At 51.3% G+C, this 14550-nt stretch carries 17 protein-coding genes and 5 pseudogenes; 4 read left to right on the plus strand and 18 right to left on the minus strand.

What is annotated here, in order from left to right:
- The 17 genes and pseudogenes from FDX22_RS22350 to FDX22_RS22430 form a co-directional block, all read right to left on the minus strand.
- Nucleotides 1–433: pseudogene (locus tag FDX22_RS22350) on the minus strand (phage tail protein); the annotation flags it as partial.
- Nucleotides 433–1113 (minus strand): DUF2612 domain-containing protein, encoded by a 681-nt coding sequence (locus tag FDX22_RS22355; protein ID WP_146717788.1) that lies wholly within the window; start codon nt 1111–1113, stop codon nt 433–435. The pseudogene FDX22_RS22350 and the gene FDX22_RS22355, both read right to left, overlap by 1 nt.
- The gene (locus FDX22_RS22360) at nt 1110–1772 is read right to left on the minus strand and encodes a hypothetical protein (protein ID WP_146717789.1); all 663 of its coding nucleotides are present in this window, start codon (nt 1770–1772) and stop codon (nt 1110–1112) included. Before FDX22_RS22360 ends, FDX22_RS22355 begins: the two co-directional genes overlap by 4 nt.
- Nucleotides 1773–2126, minus strand: coding sequence for a hypothetical protein (locus FDX22_RS22365; protein ID WP_003826334.1), 354 nt, complete (start codon nt 2124–2126; stop codon nt 1773–1775).
- Nucleotides 2126–2878, minus strand: a complete 753-nt coding sequence (locus FDX22_RS22370) for a Gp138 family membrane-puncturing spike protein (RefSeq protein ID WP_146717790.1) — start codon at nt 2876–2878, stop codon at nt 2126–2128. Before FDX22_RS22370 ends, FDX22_RS22365 begins: the two co-directional genes overlap by 1 nt.
- A 48-nt stretch (nt 2879–2926) precedes the next feature.
- Nucleotides 2927–3112, minus strand: a complete 186-nt coding sequence (locus FDX22_RS22375; RefSeq protein WP_146717791.1) for a hypothetical protein — start codon at nt 3110–3112, stop codon at nt 2927–2929.
- An 11-nt stretch (nt 3113–3123) separates the two neighbouring features.
- A complete protein-coding gene (locus FDX22_RS22380; protein ID WP_146717792.1) occupies nt 3124–3684 on the minus strand; it encodes a hypothetical protein in 561 nt (186 codons plus the stop codon).
- Nucleotides 3684–4034, minus strand: a complete 351-nt coding sequence (locus FDX22_RS22385) for a hypothetical protein (RefSeq protein ID WP_146717793.1) — start codon at nt 4032–4034, stop codon at nt 3684–3686. Before FDX22_RS22385 ends, FDX22_RS22380 begins: the two co-directional genes overlap by 1 nt.
- Nucleotides 4034–5101 (minus strand): annotated as a pseudogene (locus FDX22_RS22390) (hypothetical protein). Before FDX22_RS22390 ends, FDX22_RS22385 begins: the two are co-directional and overlap by 1 nt.
- Before the next feature lie 2 nt (nt 5102–5103).
- On the minus strand, nt 5104–5406 hold the full coding sequence (locus tag FDX22_RS22395; protein WP_023344722.1) for a hypothetical protein: 303 nt from the start codon (nt 5404–5406) through the stop codon (nt 5104–5106).
- Nucleotides 5406–5993 carry a phage baseplate protein gene (locus FDX22_RS22400; RefSeq protein ID WP_146717794.1) on the minus strand — a complete coding sequence of 196 codons (588 nt, stop codon included), beginning with the start codon at nt 5991–5993 and terminating at the stop codon, nt 5406–5408. The genes FDX22_RS22395 and FDX22_RS22400 overlap by 1 nt, the downstream gene beginning before the upstream one ends.
- On the minus strand, nt 5993–7975 hold the full coding sequence (locus FDX22_RS22405; protein ID WP_146717795.1) for a lytic transglycosylase: 1983 nt from the start codon (nt 7973–7975) through the stop codon (nt 5993–5995). The genes FDX22_RS22400 and FDX22_RS22405 overlap by 1 nt, the downstream gene beginning before the upstream one ends.
- On the minus strand, nt 7965–8129 hold the full coding sequence (locus tag FDX22_RS31880) for an NTP pyrophosphohydrolase (protein ID WP_370317724.1): 165 nt from the start codon (nt 8127–8129) through the stop codon (nt 7965–7967). Before FDX22_RS31880 ends, FDX22_RS22405 begins: the two co-directional genes overlap by 11 nt.
- Before the next feature lie 4 nt (nt 8130–8133).
- A complete protein-coding gene (locus tag FDX22_RS22415) occupies nt 8134–8874 on the minus strand; it encodes a DUF2213 domain-containing protein (protein WP_370317721.1) in 741 nt (246 codons plus the stop codon).
- 90 nt (nt 8875–8964) lie between these two features.
- On the minus strand, nt 8965–9891 hold the full coding sequence (locus FDX22_RS22420; RefSeq protein ID WP_146717796.1) for a hypothetical protein: 927 nt from the start codon (nt 9889–9891) through the stop codon (nt 8965–8967).
- Nucleotides 9892–10020: 129 nt separating this feature from the next.
- Entirely contained in the window at nt 10021–10512 is a 492-nt protein-coding gene (locus FDX22_RS22425; protein WP_146717797.1) for a phage minor head protein, read from the minus strand.
- Nucleotides 10428–11429 (minus strand): annotated as a pseudogene (locus FDX22_RS22430) (TerL protein); the annotation flags it as partial. The pseudogene FDX22_RS22430 and the gene FDX22_RS22425, both read right to left, overlap by 85 nt.
- Before the next feature lie 152 nt (nt 11430–11581).
- On the opposite strand from FDX22_RS22430, the gene FDX22_RS22435 reads away from it, so the two are divergent.
- On the plus strand, nt 11582–11863 hold the full coding sequence (locus tag FDX22_RS22435; RefSeq protein WP_146717798.1) for a VRR-NUC domain-containing protein: 282 nt from the start codon (nt 11582–11584) through the stop codon (nt 11861–11863).
- Here FDX22_RS22435 and FDX22_RS22440 read toward each other — a convergent pair.
- A complete protein-coding gene (locus FDX22_RS22440) occupies nt 11852–12778 on the minus strand; it encodes a hypothetical protein (RefSeq protein ID WP_146717799.1) in 927 nt (308 codons plus the stop codon). The genes FDX22_RS22435 and FDX22_RS22440 overlap by 12 nt on opposite strands.
- Nucleotides 12779–12973: 195 nt before the next feature.
- Here FDX22_RS22440 and FDX22_RS22445 point away from each other — a divergent pair.
- From FDX22_RS22445 to FDX22_RS22455, 3 genes and pseudogenes are all read left to right on the plus strand, one after another.
- Nucleotides 12974–13868 (plus strand): annotated as a pseudogene (locus FDX22_RS22445) (SNF2-related protein).
- On the plus strand, nt 13865–14110 hold the full coding sequence (locus tag FDX22_RS22450; RefSeq protein ID WP_146717800.1) for a DUF4224 domain-containing protein: 246 nt from the start codon (nt 13865–13867) through the stop codon (nt 14108–14110). The pseudogene FDX22_RS22445 and the gene FDX22_RS22450 overlap by 4 nt, the downstream one beginning before the upstream one ends.
- Nucleotides 14110–14550: pseudogene (locus FDX22_RS22455) on the plus strand (integrase); the annotation flags it as partial. The gene FDX22_RS22450 and the pseudogene FDX22_RS22455, both read left to right, overlap by 1 nt.

A 14550-nucleotide genomic window follows, 5' to 3' on the forward strand; every position in this document is an offset into this window, starting at 1 on the left:
GAAGGTATGTGAGAATGTCAGCAATAGTGCTTTTCCCGATAATGTCACGACCAACAGAAGTTAAATCAGTCTGCGCTGCTGTATCATTCCCAGTGAAATACGGGAGTTTATTTGCACCGGTTGCGAGCCCAGACAATGCCGTCAGCGTGGCATCAAGCGCCTGGAAATCCTTACCGAACGCGGCGGACATTTTGGTGATAAACCCGTTCAGATCACCATTATCGAGCACATCCTGCCCGCTTTTGTTGGCGGTGTACTGTGCCAGAGCTGCCGCAATAAAGCTGGCCTGTCGAATGGCTTTGTTTACCTGCGTACTGGATGCCTTTCCTGCCATGAAGCCAGAGAGTAGAGCAGGAAGCGTTTCCCAGTCAGCCTGGGCCGTCACGTTAGCATTTGCTGCTGTCGCGAACGGTTTAAAGTTGTTTATTGCCATTAGAGTATTGTCCCCCATGCTCCAACATCGAACCCGCCGATGTATTCGTTATCCATATCAAACCCAAAGAATTTAGAGCCCTCGGATGGTGCTTCTACCGAAGGCGTTTCAACATCACCGGCCCATACGCCAGCAGCTTTAACGGTGAGATAGCCCTGTTTGATAGCAGCTATCAGTTCGAGTGACACATCAGAAATATCAGTCTCGGGGAATACCCAGACCGATATCGTCATATCCTGGTTGTCGACGATCTGCATCTTCAGGCCAGAGCCTGCAGTCGCAGCGTCAAGGATGGGAGGCAGAGAATCGTTCCGGCCGTCCCAGTTGTTGATAGCGATTTTCGCTTTCAGAATGATGCGGTACGTCTCATCGCTTAGCGTCGTATAGCCAGAATCAGGATCATATGGCCCCTGCCAGATGCCCTGGTCATATCCAAGCCCGTCAGTGTCCCAGCTGAAATAAACGCCGCTAATTGGCTGGCTGACTATGCGACTGCGACCAATCCAGAGGCCGAGCGTATCGAGCTGGACGCCGACAGCGGTATCAATATCGAAAGCGCTCACCAGTCCCCTGGTGGCCGCAGTGATATCAATCAGTGGCCGTGTACTCAGATCAACGTGATCAAAGAATCTGGGCTTAGTGGCGTGATAGTTGGTGATTAAGTCCGTGTACTTGCTCATGACGTCACCGTTAGAACAATATTTTCAGGCCTACAGTATGCTGACTCGTTGTATGCAATGTTGATATTTGCCGCCGCTACAGTTCCGGCTGATTTGCCAATTAGCAGTTCCTGAATGTCGTAATAACGAGCACTGCCACCACTGACCACGCCCAGATTTGCCGGGGAGTAAATGCGACTCAGCAGAACTGAATCACCGATCGTCAGCCCGTTGATGTAATCCGCGACGGCCTGCTGAATCTGTACGCCAATTTGCGACGTGTAGCCCGTAAAGGCTTTCAGTGTGATATGTCCATAAATTGGGACATCAGTAGAACGCGAGAAGCTGATTACGTGAGGATTGCCGTAAGTGTCCGGTACCGTGACAGAGGTCGTCCCGTAAGTCGCAGTTCCCTGCCCTTTGTTTCTCCGGATTGTCTGGGCTATCTCGGTAACATCACCTCCATCGACGATAGCGGAAATGGAGTGCGGCGGCAGTCCGTTACTGTCGGTTGCCACCATCTGACCGTCTTTGCTGTCTGGCTCCAGATAAGCGTCACTACCATAAATCTGCTGGAAATAGCTCGTCAGGGTATCGAGTATCGTCTGGTAATCAGGCGCACTGATCCCCTCAGCGGTTACCGTTGCCGATAAGCCGAGTGTGTCCAAATTGAGGGCCATTTATGCCTCGCTGGTTACTGTCGTTGTTCCGTAGAGAGTGTCGATTTCAGCGAAGAACTGGACGCGGCGCGTCGTCGTATTCACTGTCGTATTGAAAGAGAGGATTGATTTAACGCCCCGCGTTTCGAGGATGCGCTTACGGATCGCCAGGTTGTAGGTTTCGGGTTTCTGTTTACCTAGCACAGACTGAATCCACGGTGTCCCCTCTGTGGTGTCGAGGAACCATTGTCCGTACCATAATTCGAATCGCGTTTTCACGGCCTGCGCCACTGCCTCCGGAGAGTTAATCAGCCAGGTATCATCGCCGCTGCCAAAGGTGTAATCACCGTCGGCGTCTTCACGCCTGTATCGCATCAGTTCACCCCGTCTGTGTTGCTGGTGCCGTGCTGTACACCACCGTGAGTGTGTTTATCGTCGATAGATTTACCGTTTGCTTTGACGGTACCGATAAACTCGACCGCGCCAGTAATTTTGGATGCGACGCCTGAGACAACAGAGCCCACCATGCCGCCCATCCATGACAGGAGCCCGTGAATAGTGACTTTCTCCGAGAAGTCAGCCAGCGGGGTAACCACCTCCAGACCGCCAGGCGCCACAATCTTAATTTTCTGCGTAGTGGGGTTGAGCTCAAAGAACGTGCTTCCGTCGTCGCTGCGCAGCTGAGTAGCCCCCGCGCTTATTCCGCTTATTTTCTGCGCCTGAGACTGCGGCCCGACGACACAGAAAGCATCCGATAAATCATGCACCCGGTCGTCGACAGGCTCCTGCACGCCGCCGTTCTGCCACCAGAAATCGATGCAGCGATCGGCAAAAATCACCAAGCATTCATCACCGGCTTTCACTGGGAACGTTAGCGTGCAGCCGCCGCCGCGCGGAAATACCACCGGCACATCCACCAGCAGCGGGTAATTTTTGGTAATGCGGTTCCCGTCGTTATCCGTTTCAACCGAACGGATAGCAGGCTGCACAACCGCAGTAACCGCGTCAGGATCGAATGACTGAACGATGCCAGGCAAAGCGACACGGATCTGGTTCTTTGTTGTGTCCCGCTCAGATTTGAATGTTTCGGCAAGGTCGCCGCTGCGAGTCTGGTCAGATACTGCCATTTTGTAGGCTCCAGAAAGCAAAAAACCCGCCGAGTGGCGGGTTAGTTATCATTTACCTTTTTTACTAACTGGTGGCTGGTAGCTTTCTGTAACTACCTTGCTCCCCGGGACAGGAATAGAACTATCGTATCTAATTGGCTCTGAAGGTGTATATACCTGATGAGACTTTTTGTCTTCTATTATTGGTGGATTATTTACTATTTGTTTTACACTGCCCTTAGTATTTTCTGCCATGCGTAGCCTCACTAATTAAGTTTAATTATCACAACAACGATTAAGAAAAAAACAAACGACCAAGCACTATAGAGCATAGATTCGAAACAAAAATTAATAATTTTCGATTTTTCTATATGCTTTTTATCTACCACACCTGTCAGCCTAGAATATTCTTTTGCATAGGCTGACAAAGAATTATAAATTTTATTACCCATGTAAAATCTTTCCATTTCTGTTGCATCTGATGATGGACACTCTAAGTCCTGTAATTGCATTGCACTAAAAGCGAACCCCCATGAAATAAAACATGTGGAAATAAACACAATAAGAAAAAACCAACAAAAAGCATGCAGAGGAGTGTAGTGCTCGGGAAATATATCTTTCCACCAATATCTAACCACAAGAAGTGCAACCGTAATCACAATGCTAAGAGAACCAAATGTCTTTAATGCTTTATCCTCAAGTCGACGAATCCTTTCGACCGAAGATTCATATTGTTCTTTTTGGTGTTTGATTAATAACTCTGCTCTCTCAGTCAACTCATCTTCTTGATCTTTGATGAGTTTAGACTTTCCTTCCATATTGCTCATTAGTTAATTTTCCTGCAAGGAAAGGAACCTATGATTCTCGGCGCATCCATGCTGTTCTGCAAAAACTGGACGTTCAGGAAGCGCGTTTCGGTACCCGGACGGCGAATGAACTCGAAACCGTAATTGTTACCGTCTTTGGCTGGCATAAGACCCATATCCGCCTTCATTCCATTACCGTTGCCGAGCGTTTTGATTTTCTGGGAGGTAACTGTCTCACCATTAATCCTGAACAATGAATCAGGAATCAACTCTAATTTGTAGCCACCACACTGAAGCGTGATACCGCCAGGATTCGCAGCAATTGCTAACCCTGGAAGGAAACAGAGTCCGATAACAATCCATTTTTTCACTATCCTACCTCACGCTGTAAAGACGACGCCGAACGAAGATCCGCCGCGCCGCGCGCTTCGCACATCATATCCATGTACCACGCCTGGCCTCTTGTATCGCCAGTGTACATAATCCCGCGCACAATATAAACGCCATCCGTTGCGATGCTGGCAGGCTGCGCCGTGGTGCCGCTGAGCGTGATATTTCCGTCCGTGTTCTAGTCGGTGATCTGCCCACCAGCCATAGCGATATCGTTGTTCGACAGTGCGGTGCGGTACACGGAAGCCTGATCCAGTTGAATAAGCCCGTTAACCCGGATGTTCGGGTTAATCAGCGCGCGGACGTTTACACCGTTGCCGATGGTCTGCTGCGGCATGCCGATAAGCCCGGTGGCGCTGTTGAGCACAATCGCGTCGTGAACATACTCGTTATTCGCCACCATCTGACGCTGACCGTCTACGAACTGCCATGTTGCGCCACATTGTCCGGCCACGTTATCCATAAGATGCCGTGTCATGCCGAACAGCACCCGCCCTCGAGGGAATACGGTAGCTGGCATTTCAGGCGTCAGACCTTCGCTCGCGCCTTTAGCCTCGAAGTCTTTCATCAGTGCGCGGTTCACGTCTGCGACCGTGTAACCGGCAGCCAGCGTCTGCGAGGTTATGCTAGTGGCAAATGCCAGATCCGTATCGGCTGCCTGAATCAGGACGTAGGAATCGATGGGGCTGTCTTTTCCTGTGACCGAGTAGCGTATTTCGCCGCCGAAAATCAGCCCGTAGTTCCGGCCATCACTCTGGCCCACGTCCGCCGCGTCGACTTCCCGCACGGTCCCGACATCGCTGGCCGATACCTCTGGCACGATACCGTCGTAACCGGCAATCAGCCGCATTTTCGAAAACTCCTGCCCGGTGATGCGGTTCACCGTATCTGCCGAGAGGTTGTAGATTTTGAACGTACCTACCCGCGACGCGCTGCTGATGTTGAACCAGTCGATCGTAAAGGTCACATTAAAATCGCTGAGCTCAATACCCTGCCCGTTCTCGTCCACGAGCTGCAGCTCGAAATGTCTCATCCAGTTCTGTGACATGCTTACTCCGTTGATACCAGTAAATGACTGCGGCCACCCAGGTCGGTTTTCGTCGGATAATCCTGTGTGCTGTCGTCACAGACCACCACCAGCTTAAAGCCGAGCCCCATATAGCCGTACTGCGCCAGCAGGTCAGCGCCCGTGACGAGAGGAATACCGGAGATTACCGGCTCCCCTCTGTCGTTCTGCAGGTCCAAAATCCAGTACAGATCGCGCCAGGTGATGCTAATCCTCCAGGTGGTCCCCGCCAGGATGATGCTGAATTGTTGATTATCCGCTGTCAGCGGGATTTCCTGAATTGCCATTAGCCGGGCCCCAGTAATGACGCCGCGTTGCTCGATATGCTTTGCAGCAGTGAGGTATTTGGCGGCTTAGTAGTTTTGGTGCCAGTATTGAGTACCGCCGACGTGCTGGCGCCGTCCTTCATGTTGGTTTTATCCACAACGGTGATTTGCTGCGTCTGCGAGATAAGAACCTCCCTCAGGGTGAGGACAGCAGAAAGGACGTTTTCGGTTGTCTTGTCTGTCGTCACTTCCAGCGCGCGGATCAGCATGTTGCTGTACAGCCGTTTGCCGGTCACCACATCGAAAGGAATACGGCTAGCCTGCAGGTCGAGTATCTCCTGATACGTCTGCTGGGGACTCAGCCCGAGCAGGCTGGTAGCCGTCAGGTTACTGGCAAGATCCAGCAACGCTCCGCCACCAGAGAAACCGACCTCCATCACCACTTCAGACGGTTTTTTGTAGGCATGATCAGCGATGGCGGCCCCGACCTCGACCGGGTGCTCTGTTATCTCCAGCGTGTCGGTATGCTTCTCAGAAACAACCACGCTGGGGACAATCATTCCTATTTTCCGGCTCTGCTGTTGAAAGAGCGTAGAGAGAATATCCATTAGCCCACCTTCGTTTGATTGCCGCGCATAACCTGGGCATTTGCCGACTGCTGCCGGCGCTCGACCTCAGTACCGACAGAACGCGGATCACCTCCACCATAGATGTGATAAGTGTTCTTCTGGCTAACCTGAATACCGCCAATTCCTGCGACGGCAGCCTTCCCGATTAATTCCCTCGAATAGCTATTTCTCCCGTTCTCATGATGAATAATGCTGCTCATTAATGCCGACATCGTTTGTGGGTCTTTCATATTCAGGGCAACACGAGGATCTACCCCCAGTCGCTGAGAAACAGCCTGAATATAAGCAGCGGTATTGTTGTTATCTGATGCGGGAGCCCATGTAGAGATAATTTTCTCCACACTGTTAATTCCTCGTCCGGCATATAACATCAACTGCCGAGAAAGCGCCCGTAAACCGTCAAAGGAGGTTTCGAATCTTGCAAACCGTCCGCCAGGACTTTCCATTGAAGCTCCCGCCTGACCTGCAAAATTCAGATTTCCGGGATTATTATTCCGTTCACCACGTTTAACGGCCTGTGCATGTTGTTCTGGTTCATCATCGCCAAACCAACCGCGCACCGTTCGGCCCACGCTGCGAGGATCGAAGCCCCAGTGCTCTTTAATCCAGTCAGCGGTACCGTTAGCGCTGTCAGTCACCATTGGCATTGCTGACGGCTTATCACTTCCATGATTAAGCAACTGTTTGCCGATGCTGGCGGCATCAGCCCAGCGAGCATCTTTTATGGCGTTAAGCAGGTCAGCGATCATGTTCAACATCTTGCTGAACTCGCCCATCTGGTCGATGAAGTTGCTGAAATCCCACTTCATGGACCATGCTTTCGGGTCGATATTGAGCAGCTTTGCCAGTGCTTTCGCCAGGTCGTTAACGGTCGCTTTCAGGTCACGAACCATCTTCAGCGCGGCGTCAACTTCAGGTTTCCATTTCCCCCAGTCAATTAGGCTCTGACCGCCTTCCTTCCAGGTCTTGTAATCCTCCCACAGGAGAGCAATACCCGCCGCCAGCGCGGTGATCAGGCCAATCGGTGACATCCAGAACGTGCTGTTCAGGATGCGCAGCGCTATCGTCAGTGCGCCGAACAGCGAGATCAGCTCCCGCGTCTGCTTGTCCAGCGATTGCCACCAGGTGATAAGGTCTGATGTTCCTTCGATGAGCCGGAAGAACAGCCGCCCGATAATATCCCCGAGCGCCAGAATGCCTTTTATGGCTTCCGTCAGGGTCTGCTCGATGCGCGGGAAGTTATCCAGTATGTGGCGGCGCAGCGTGTCCAGCGAACCCGCCAGACCACCAGCAAGATTAGAGCCGATTTTGTCACGGGCCATGCCTGCCATCGCGCCAAACTCGCGCAGGGAGGTCATGAATTTGTTGGAGCTTCTGGCCGCCTCATCAGCATTGAAACCGATAGCCTTCGCCATCGCGCTGTATTGTCCGGAGAAACCGCCCACACCACGGCGCATCGCCATGAGGGTATTTTCATCAATACCCAGCATCTGCGCATACTGGTTAGCCCGGTAATACGGCATGCTGCTGAGCTTCTGGCCGACACCCGTAAAAATGGCGGCCATATCGCGCATGTTCCCGCTGGCGTCTCTCGTCTGTACGCCAAGACGGTTCAGAAAACCTTCCGCACCGGGATTGTTACGTACAAATCGGGAGAGGCTTTCCAGTGAGCCGCGTGCTGCGTCCACGCTGCCGCCCATCTGAGAAACAGCGTAACCAATCGACTGAATACCCTGAACGGTCGCACCAGTACGTTGTGACGCCCAGTAGAGGTTATCCAGACCGGAGGCAATTTTCGCCGTGTAGGCCACCACAGAAAGCGCGGCCCCCTCGACGGCCAGTCCCATTTTGATGGCGTTTGCGGTCGTACCTGCAAGGACTGAATCAAATTTAGCCGCGCCTGCCTCGTCGATATCGAAGCCGAGCGAGACGAGGAAATCTTTAATAGTCTCAGCGTTCATTATCCTCTCTCCATTTCTCAATACGGCGCTGGTTGTCAGCCTTAACGGCCAGATGGTCATTCATCAGCGCGATATCGCACAGATCGACTGATCCATCCTTCAGCGCGAAATAAGGGATTAACCCGGCATCAACCGGGTCAAGGAGATAAGACAGCCCGTCAGGCAGGCTGTTGAGGGTTAGACCTGAGGCTGGTCCGGCGTCGCGCTGGTAGGGTTGAAGCCATGCCATCAGACGGCATATCCGGCGCTTCATCGATGAGTTTTGCCAGTGCATCCTCATCTTTCGTCTTAATGGCCTGAGCCAGTTTTTTAAGCCATGACATTACAGGCTTCTCCTTTGTTGTTGATGGGATGGAATCCCCGATTGCACAGCGGCCACCAGCACGCCCCCGGTCAATGCCGACAGCGAGGTGGTTACCTGTGATTTGGTATTGCTTGCCCTTGCCGGGTGCCAGTTGCTTGTACTGCGCGTCATAGCCGCAACTGACATCGGTCAGGCCAGAATTCACCGCGTCGATTGCTTCCTGCCGTTTAATCAGCACGTCAGCAATGAGCAGATCCGATCTATCGCCGGTGCCGCGTCGGACGTTCTGAATATGTCCGTGCGCCAGCTCAGCAAAGTTTACTGGGTTAACGAACAGGATCCCGCCACCAGCGTCCTCTGGGTGGCCCAACGTGACGGCGACGCCTTCAAAGCTCGCCATCGTTTCAGGAGAGAACACCTCATCTTCCGTTCGCCAAACAGTGACTGTACCGCTCGCATCCGGTTCGAGATCGATTTCCTCAGGTAGGTAGACCTGCGCTCCCGTTCTGGCGATGGGCACGTCCTTGCAGAGCAATGAGCCGTCTGCCATGCGGAACCTGGTTTCCCCGAGCCTAGTCTCAAAAAAGTATTTCATGGGTTACCTGCTGAATGCGGGCAATAAAAAAGGCCGCCTAAGCGACCTGTATAAAGGAAAGAGCATGCTATCGAACAATAAAACATTTAATTAATAATTAATGACATCACCTTTATAATCAGGAGCATGAGCTATTATCAGCATTAACGGCATCCCATACTCTCCCCCCTCATCATAAATAGCGCAGCGTTCTTTAATATTAGAGTAATTATTGAATAGCCCCGTTGCAATTTTAACCGCATCATTATTACCTCTCGGCGGCTTGTTTTTCTTTACATTAGCCACAACCCAGAGCAAATCCTTCACTATCTCATCCCATGAACTTCCTGTATTAGAATCTAGGTTAACTTTAAGACCATCAACCCCAGACAATAAGCCATCAATAAATGTTGACCACCTCAATTGATAGTTATTTGTCCATGGTGAATGCCTAGCGGTTATACGTTCAACTCCGCAACTAGGATTTAGAATTAAATATCTAAATGCATTTGCCCTACCCTCTGCATAGGTTGGCATTTTTCTAATATTCGAATGCAACTTTCGCCCTGCGCATATATATTTAGGTAAAACAAATTCATTATCGTAGTCATATAAATGACGTTGCGTTTTTGAATCTAGTTTCGCAGTCAACTTTGCCTGAAAAATTGAACCCGCAGAGTAATGAACATTATCATTACCATCCATCAACAAAAACAAAACGAACAAATCACCAAGTTCGCATCCAGGCGTATCGCCAGGATTCAACAATTTGTTATTTTCGGTTCTTTTCACACCAGGTTTTTGGTGACAAAAAACACTTGCGAATTTTAAAACAAACTGAGTATTTTGGAATTCCGTAGAAACCATATGATTAAGATAATCAATCCCAACATTATCATTTAACAAATACTCTCTTATTGCCGAAACCTCGTGAGACCTATCAATATCAACCCAAGAATTCTCATATTCTCGTCTAAAATGAGCCAAACAAGCTATATTGCAATATGTATTGATAAAATCATTATGGAGGGATGACATTTACAGTAAACTCGCTATCTTTATGATTTGTAAGTAAAGTATAACGACATCAAGATTAAAAAATCAACATTTGTATTTTATGCTAGCTAAGGAAAATATTGATAAATTACTCAAATTGCACTTAGCTCATTATTTGGGTATTAGTACTTCTGGCCAGCATTTGCAGTTAGGGAGGCACCCAGCGTGCCCGGTCATGCCGTCCAGCGTCGGCGGGTTATCCCAACGGACAAAACCTCGACCATATACCGGGTCGACAACATTCAACATCCAGCGATGTGAATCACGAGTTCCAGCACCCTCGATACGCCACCAGTAGCCCTCTGAGCCAACCGAAAGGGCTCGGGCCTGTGTCAGTGCGCCGGTTGCCCGGCCAATCTCTGTGCGGGCAATCAGTTGCGCCCTGCTGGCGGCCACATCACCGGAAGCCATAATCATCTCGTAGAGCTGATCCGGACGTTCGCCAGCGATAACTGCCTGCATTGCACGCTGTTGTATGTCCATCACACGATCGGCAGCTTCCAGAGGCAGGGACTTCATCAGTTGAATCTGGCGGTACACGATATCCTGTGCCACCTGCCCGACGGGGGTATTACCCACCACATCGCGCAGACCAGCGCCGATTTCCTCAGATACCGATTACCGTTATCACCAGGAACGGCTTCATCTTCCGGATCGAATACGCTACCGCTACCACGGAAAGGCGTAGCTGTGATTGTTCCCCGGCCATCAGCCTGCCTGAGCTCGTTTATCACGCGAGCATCGCCACGCGCACCGGCGCCCAGACCGTCCTCATCGAAACGGAACTCATCCAGACCGTAATCGTCACAGTATCCAAACGATTTAACGACAGAGGCGTAGATGTCACTGCCAACGCCAGACCATTCATGAACGTTCTGGAGAAGGAAACCATAGCGGCAAGAAAAACCGTTTTTGTCTTTCCCCTCGTCTGCGATATCCATTGCACCAAGGCGCTGGCCGCTGGGTTGAATACCCAGTTTGATATGCGCGTCGACGGCAGCCTGTACCCAGTCGGAGGGAATCAATATGCCTTCCGCAGACGCCTGATAATTAAGATCCAGCTCCTGAGCTACGATGACCGGATTATCGATTTTGTCGCATTCGTTGCGATACCACTCATCGTCTTTGCGAGGATCACTGCGCCAGTGAAACGTAAATACAGGGATTTTGCCGCCGTGGCGTTTCTGTGCAAAAGGGTTATTCATGCCGTTGACCGATGAGAGGTCTATACGGCAGCGGGTTGTCTGAGAAATGGCAGCATCAATCAGTAATGGGCGCTGAAGAAATGCCGCCTCATCCACATAATAAAGCGTGGTACGGTCACCACGGCCAATGTTATCGCCAGCTTCACCCTTAATGACTGCCCCCGTCTCCGGGAACTCCACGCGCATATACGGCGCATGTTTTTTCTCATTCCACCCACCGCGAAACTCAACCGGAAGTAGCTCGACAAATTTGCGAGCTTTCCAGAACAGTGCTTTCGGGTCGCCAGTGCTGTCGACGTATTCCTCTTTACGGGAAACGCACCACTCACAGTTGAGCGCATCATCCGTGTTCGCGAGCAATTGCAGCGCTCCCTCGAATACAGCAACGGCGGTGATACCACATACGTCATAGCCGATGCAATTAAGGGGTTGGATGAGTTGTTGGAGCGCCGAAAAGGTGAAAGCTAATGGCCTACGAACGTGAAAACCTAATCGAGAAGCACCTCGTCACAGAAGTAAAAAAGACTGGCGGGGTTGCCTATAAGTTCGTGTCACCCGGCCACCGTTCGGTACCAGATCGCATTGTCTTGCTACCCGGCGGCCGTCTCATTTTCGTTGAATGCAAAGCACCCGGCAAACCACCACGTGCCGACCAGTTGCGCGTGCACGAAAGGCTGCGCTCGCTGGGTTTCACCGTGGTGGTGCTGGATAGCAAGGACCTTACGGAAGTGCTATCCCTAACGGCCTAATTGAGGATTGCGAAAATTATCCGCAATTCTCAATGCATCAGCTCTCCCACCCGGCAGCATACCTGCTTTACCAAGAATGTAGGTTGGAAATTTAGTGGGCAGGTATTCATGACGGAACCACCTACGGAATTCAGGCAGTGATTCATTCGGATAAGCGTTAATCATTTGCGGGTTTGAGGCCGCTTGGTTGAAATCATCCGGGTAATGGTGTGCACACCTTACACGTTCTCCAAAGTTTCCAGACAACCCTCTAGAGGTCCAATGTCTCGCCCAGCAGGAGCCCACACTGATATCAGGTACTGTGTACATATTGACCGCTAGTCCAGCAGTGATCAAATCAACCATTAAACCCGCTATTTCGTTGAAGACAATAAAATACCCATCCGGTACAGTGCCCGTACTTTGAATAATGGAGACACGGTCATGATAGTGGCGCCATGGGTCTTCTGGTTGATAACGTAACGCACCATAAATGTAATCGCGAAGACCAACCCGTGCTAATTCACGATAGTATTGCTGAGCAGTTGCATTCGACGCCGCTTGGGATTCAAATGCATAAAACTCCAGCAGCGCCATGCAGACAATATCTGGAAACGCATAGTGGACGGACCCATTACGCATAATTGATATAAACAAGACCGGGTCGCGGTAACCAGCCTGCTGCAGATAGGTGCTGATAAACTCCATTCGCCCACGGGTGAATACGCCACTTGCAAAACATTGTGCGTATTCCGTTGCAATATCAGCAATATTTGTTCGATTTACACCGCAAATTCTTGCCAAGCCGTTCTGAGTAAGGTACGGAATACCGTTCTCCAAAACGCCCATTTCAATATCATTGAAAACCCCTTCCTGCTTGACGCCAAGATCTAAGACTGCGGGGGGTGTGGGCTGTCGCTGATTCTGTGTAGTCATCTTATTGATTTCCTTATTTTTATACCCCGAGGGCTACGCCTTAGGGGTAATCTAACCCTACTGTTTATACCCCAACTTGCAATTTTTTGCGAGGTACTAGCTTTGAGTACAATTTTCACCCCCCGCCCTTATCAAGACCTCATCATTAACCACGAAATCGACATCCTGCGCTGCAACATCTGGGCGGGCATGGGTATGGGTAAAACCGTGGCAACGCTCACCACGCTGGAAGATCTCTTCATGGCGGGCGCAGAGACACAGCCCGCGCTGGTCCTCGCGCCGCTGCGCGTGGCTGCCAGCACATGGCCGGATGAAGCGGTGAAATGGGGGCATCTGCGCAATATCGAGGTGCAGCCGATTGCTGGTAATGCCAAAGCGCGCGCGGCGGCGCTGGCAAACAGCAACGCCAGCGTGTTTACCATCAACTACGACAATCTGGTCTGGCTGGTGGAAGAGCTGGGCAGCAACTGGCCGTTCGGCACCGTTATCCCCGACGAAAGCACCCGGCTGAAATCCTTCCGGTTGCGTGGCGGTGGTAAGCGTGCGGTGGCACTGGGCAAAGTCGCGCATAAGAACGTCCGGCGCTGGATGAATCTCACCGGTACGCCAGCACCTAACGGCCTGGTGGATTTGTGGGGGCAAGCGTGGTTTGTGGATCAGGGTCACCGAAGCAGCTGGCGCGCCGGTGTTGGTGGCCTACCACTGGAAACATGACCTTGAGCGCCTGCTTAAAGCGTTCCCGCGCGGTCGCCACCTTGACCAGGATCCGCAGACCTTGCGCGACTGGAACGCCGGAAAAATACCGGTTCTGTTCGCACATCCAGCCAGCGCAGGCCATGGTCTGAACATGCAGGACGGTGGCAACATTCTGGTGTTTTTCTCGAACTGGTGGGACCTGGAGCAGTACCAGCAAATTATCGAGCGGATCGGACCAACCCGGCAAATACAGGCCGGGCACAACCGTCCGGTGTTCATCCATCACATTATCGCTGCCGACACTATGGATGAAATGGTGATGGAGCGGCGTAATTCAAAACGAACGGTGCAGGACATCCTGCTCGAGGCGATGAAGAAGAGAGGTAAAGCATGACCCCACATACATCTCCCTCCACCAGAAACGACATAATTTCCGACCCCGATATCGAGATGCTTACCGGGTACAAAATCCCTTCTAAGCAATGTGAAAGCTTGCGAGAAGCGGGGATATTTTTTATAACCAGGCGTGATGGGCGCCCACGAACTACGTGGGAGCATTTCAATAACCCGCTATCTCATCGCCAGAAGCAAGCTGAAAGCGATGGGCCGCAACCCAACTTTGGAGCACTCGAGTAATGCCCCGAGCACGCAAAAATAAAGATGACGCCTGGATGCCGCCGAGGGTTTACCTCGGCAGATCCGCATATGAGTACCATCCTAAAGGTGGCGGTAATATTCGCCTTTGCGATAAATCCTGCACCCAGGCACAAGTATGGACAGCGTGGGAAGCGCTGATAAACGACAGGCCTGATGACTCTGTATTCGCTGGTCTGGTAGACAAATTTTCAAATCAGGCGATTTCTTCGAACTGGCGGCAGAGACCCAAAAAGATTACCGGAAATACTCCCGGAAGATTCTTGATGTCTTTGGGAAAATGCCCCCCGATAGTGTCAAACCTGAACATGTCCGCAAATACCTTGATATGCGAGGAGTAAAGAGCCGGACACAGGCAAACAGGGAAAAGGCGTTTATGTCACGAGTGTATCGCTGGGCATACGAACGCGGTTATGCGAAGG

The sequence above is a fragment of the Citrobacter sp. TBCS-14 genome (assembly GCF_005280805.1).
GTDB lineage: Bacteria > Pseudomonadota > Gammaproteobacteria > Enterobacterales > Enterobacteriaceae > Citrobacter > Citrobacter gillenii.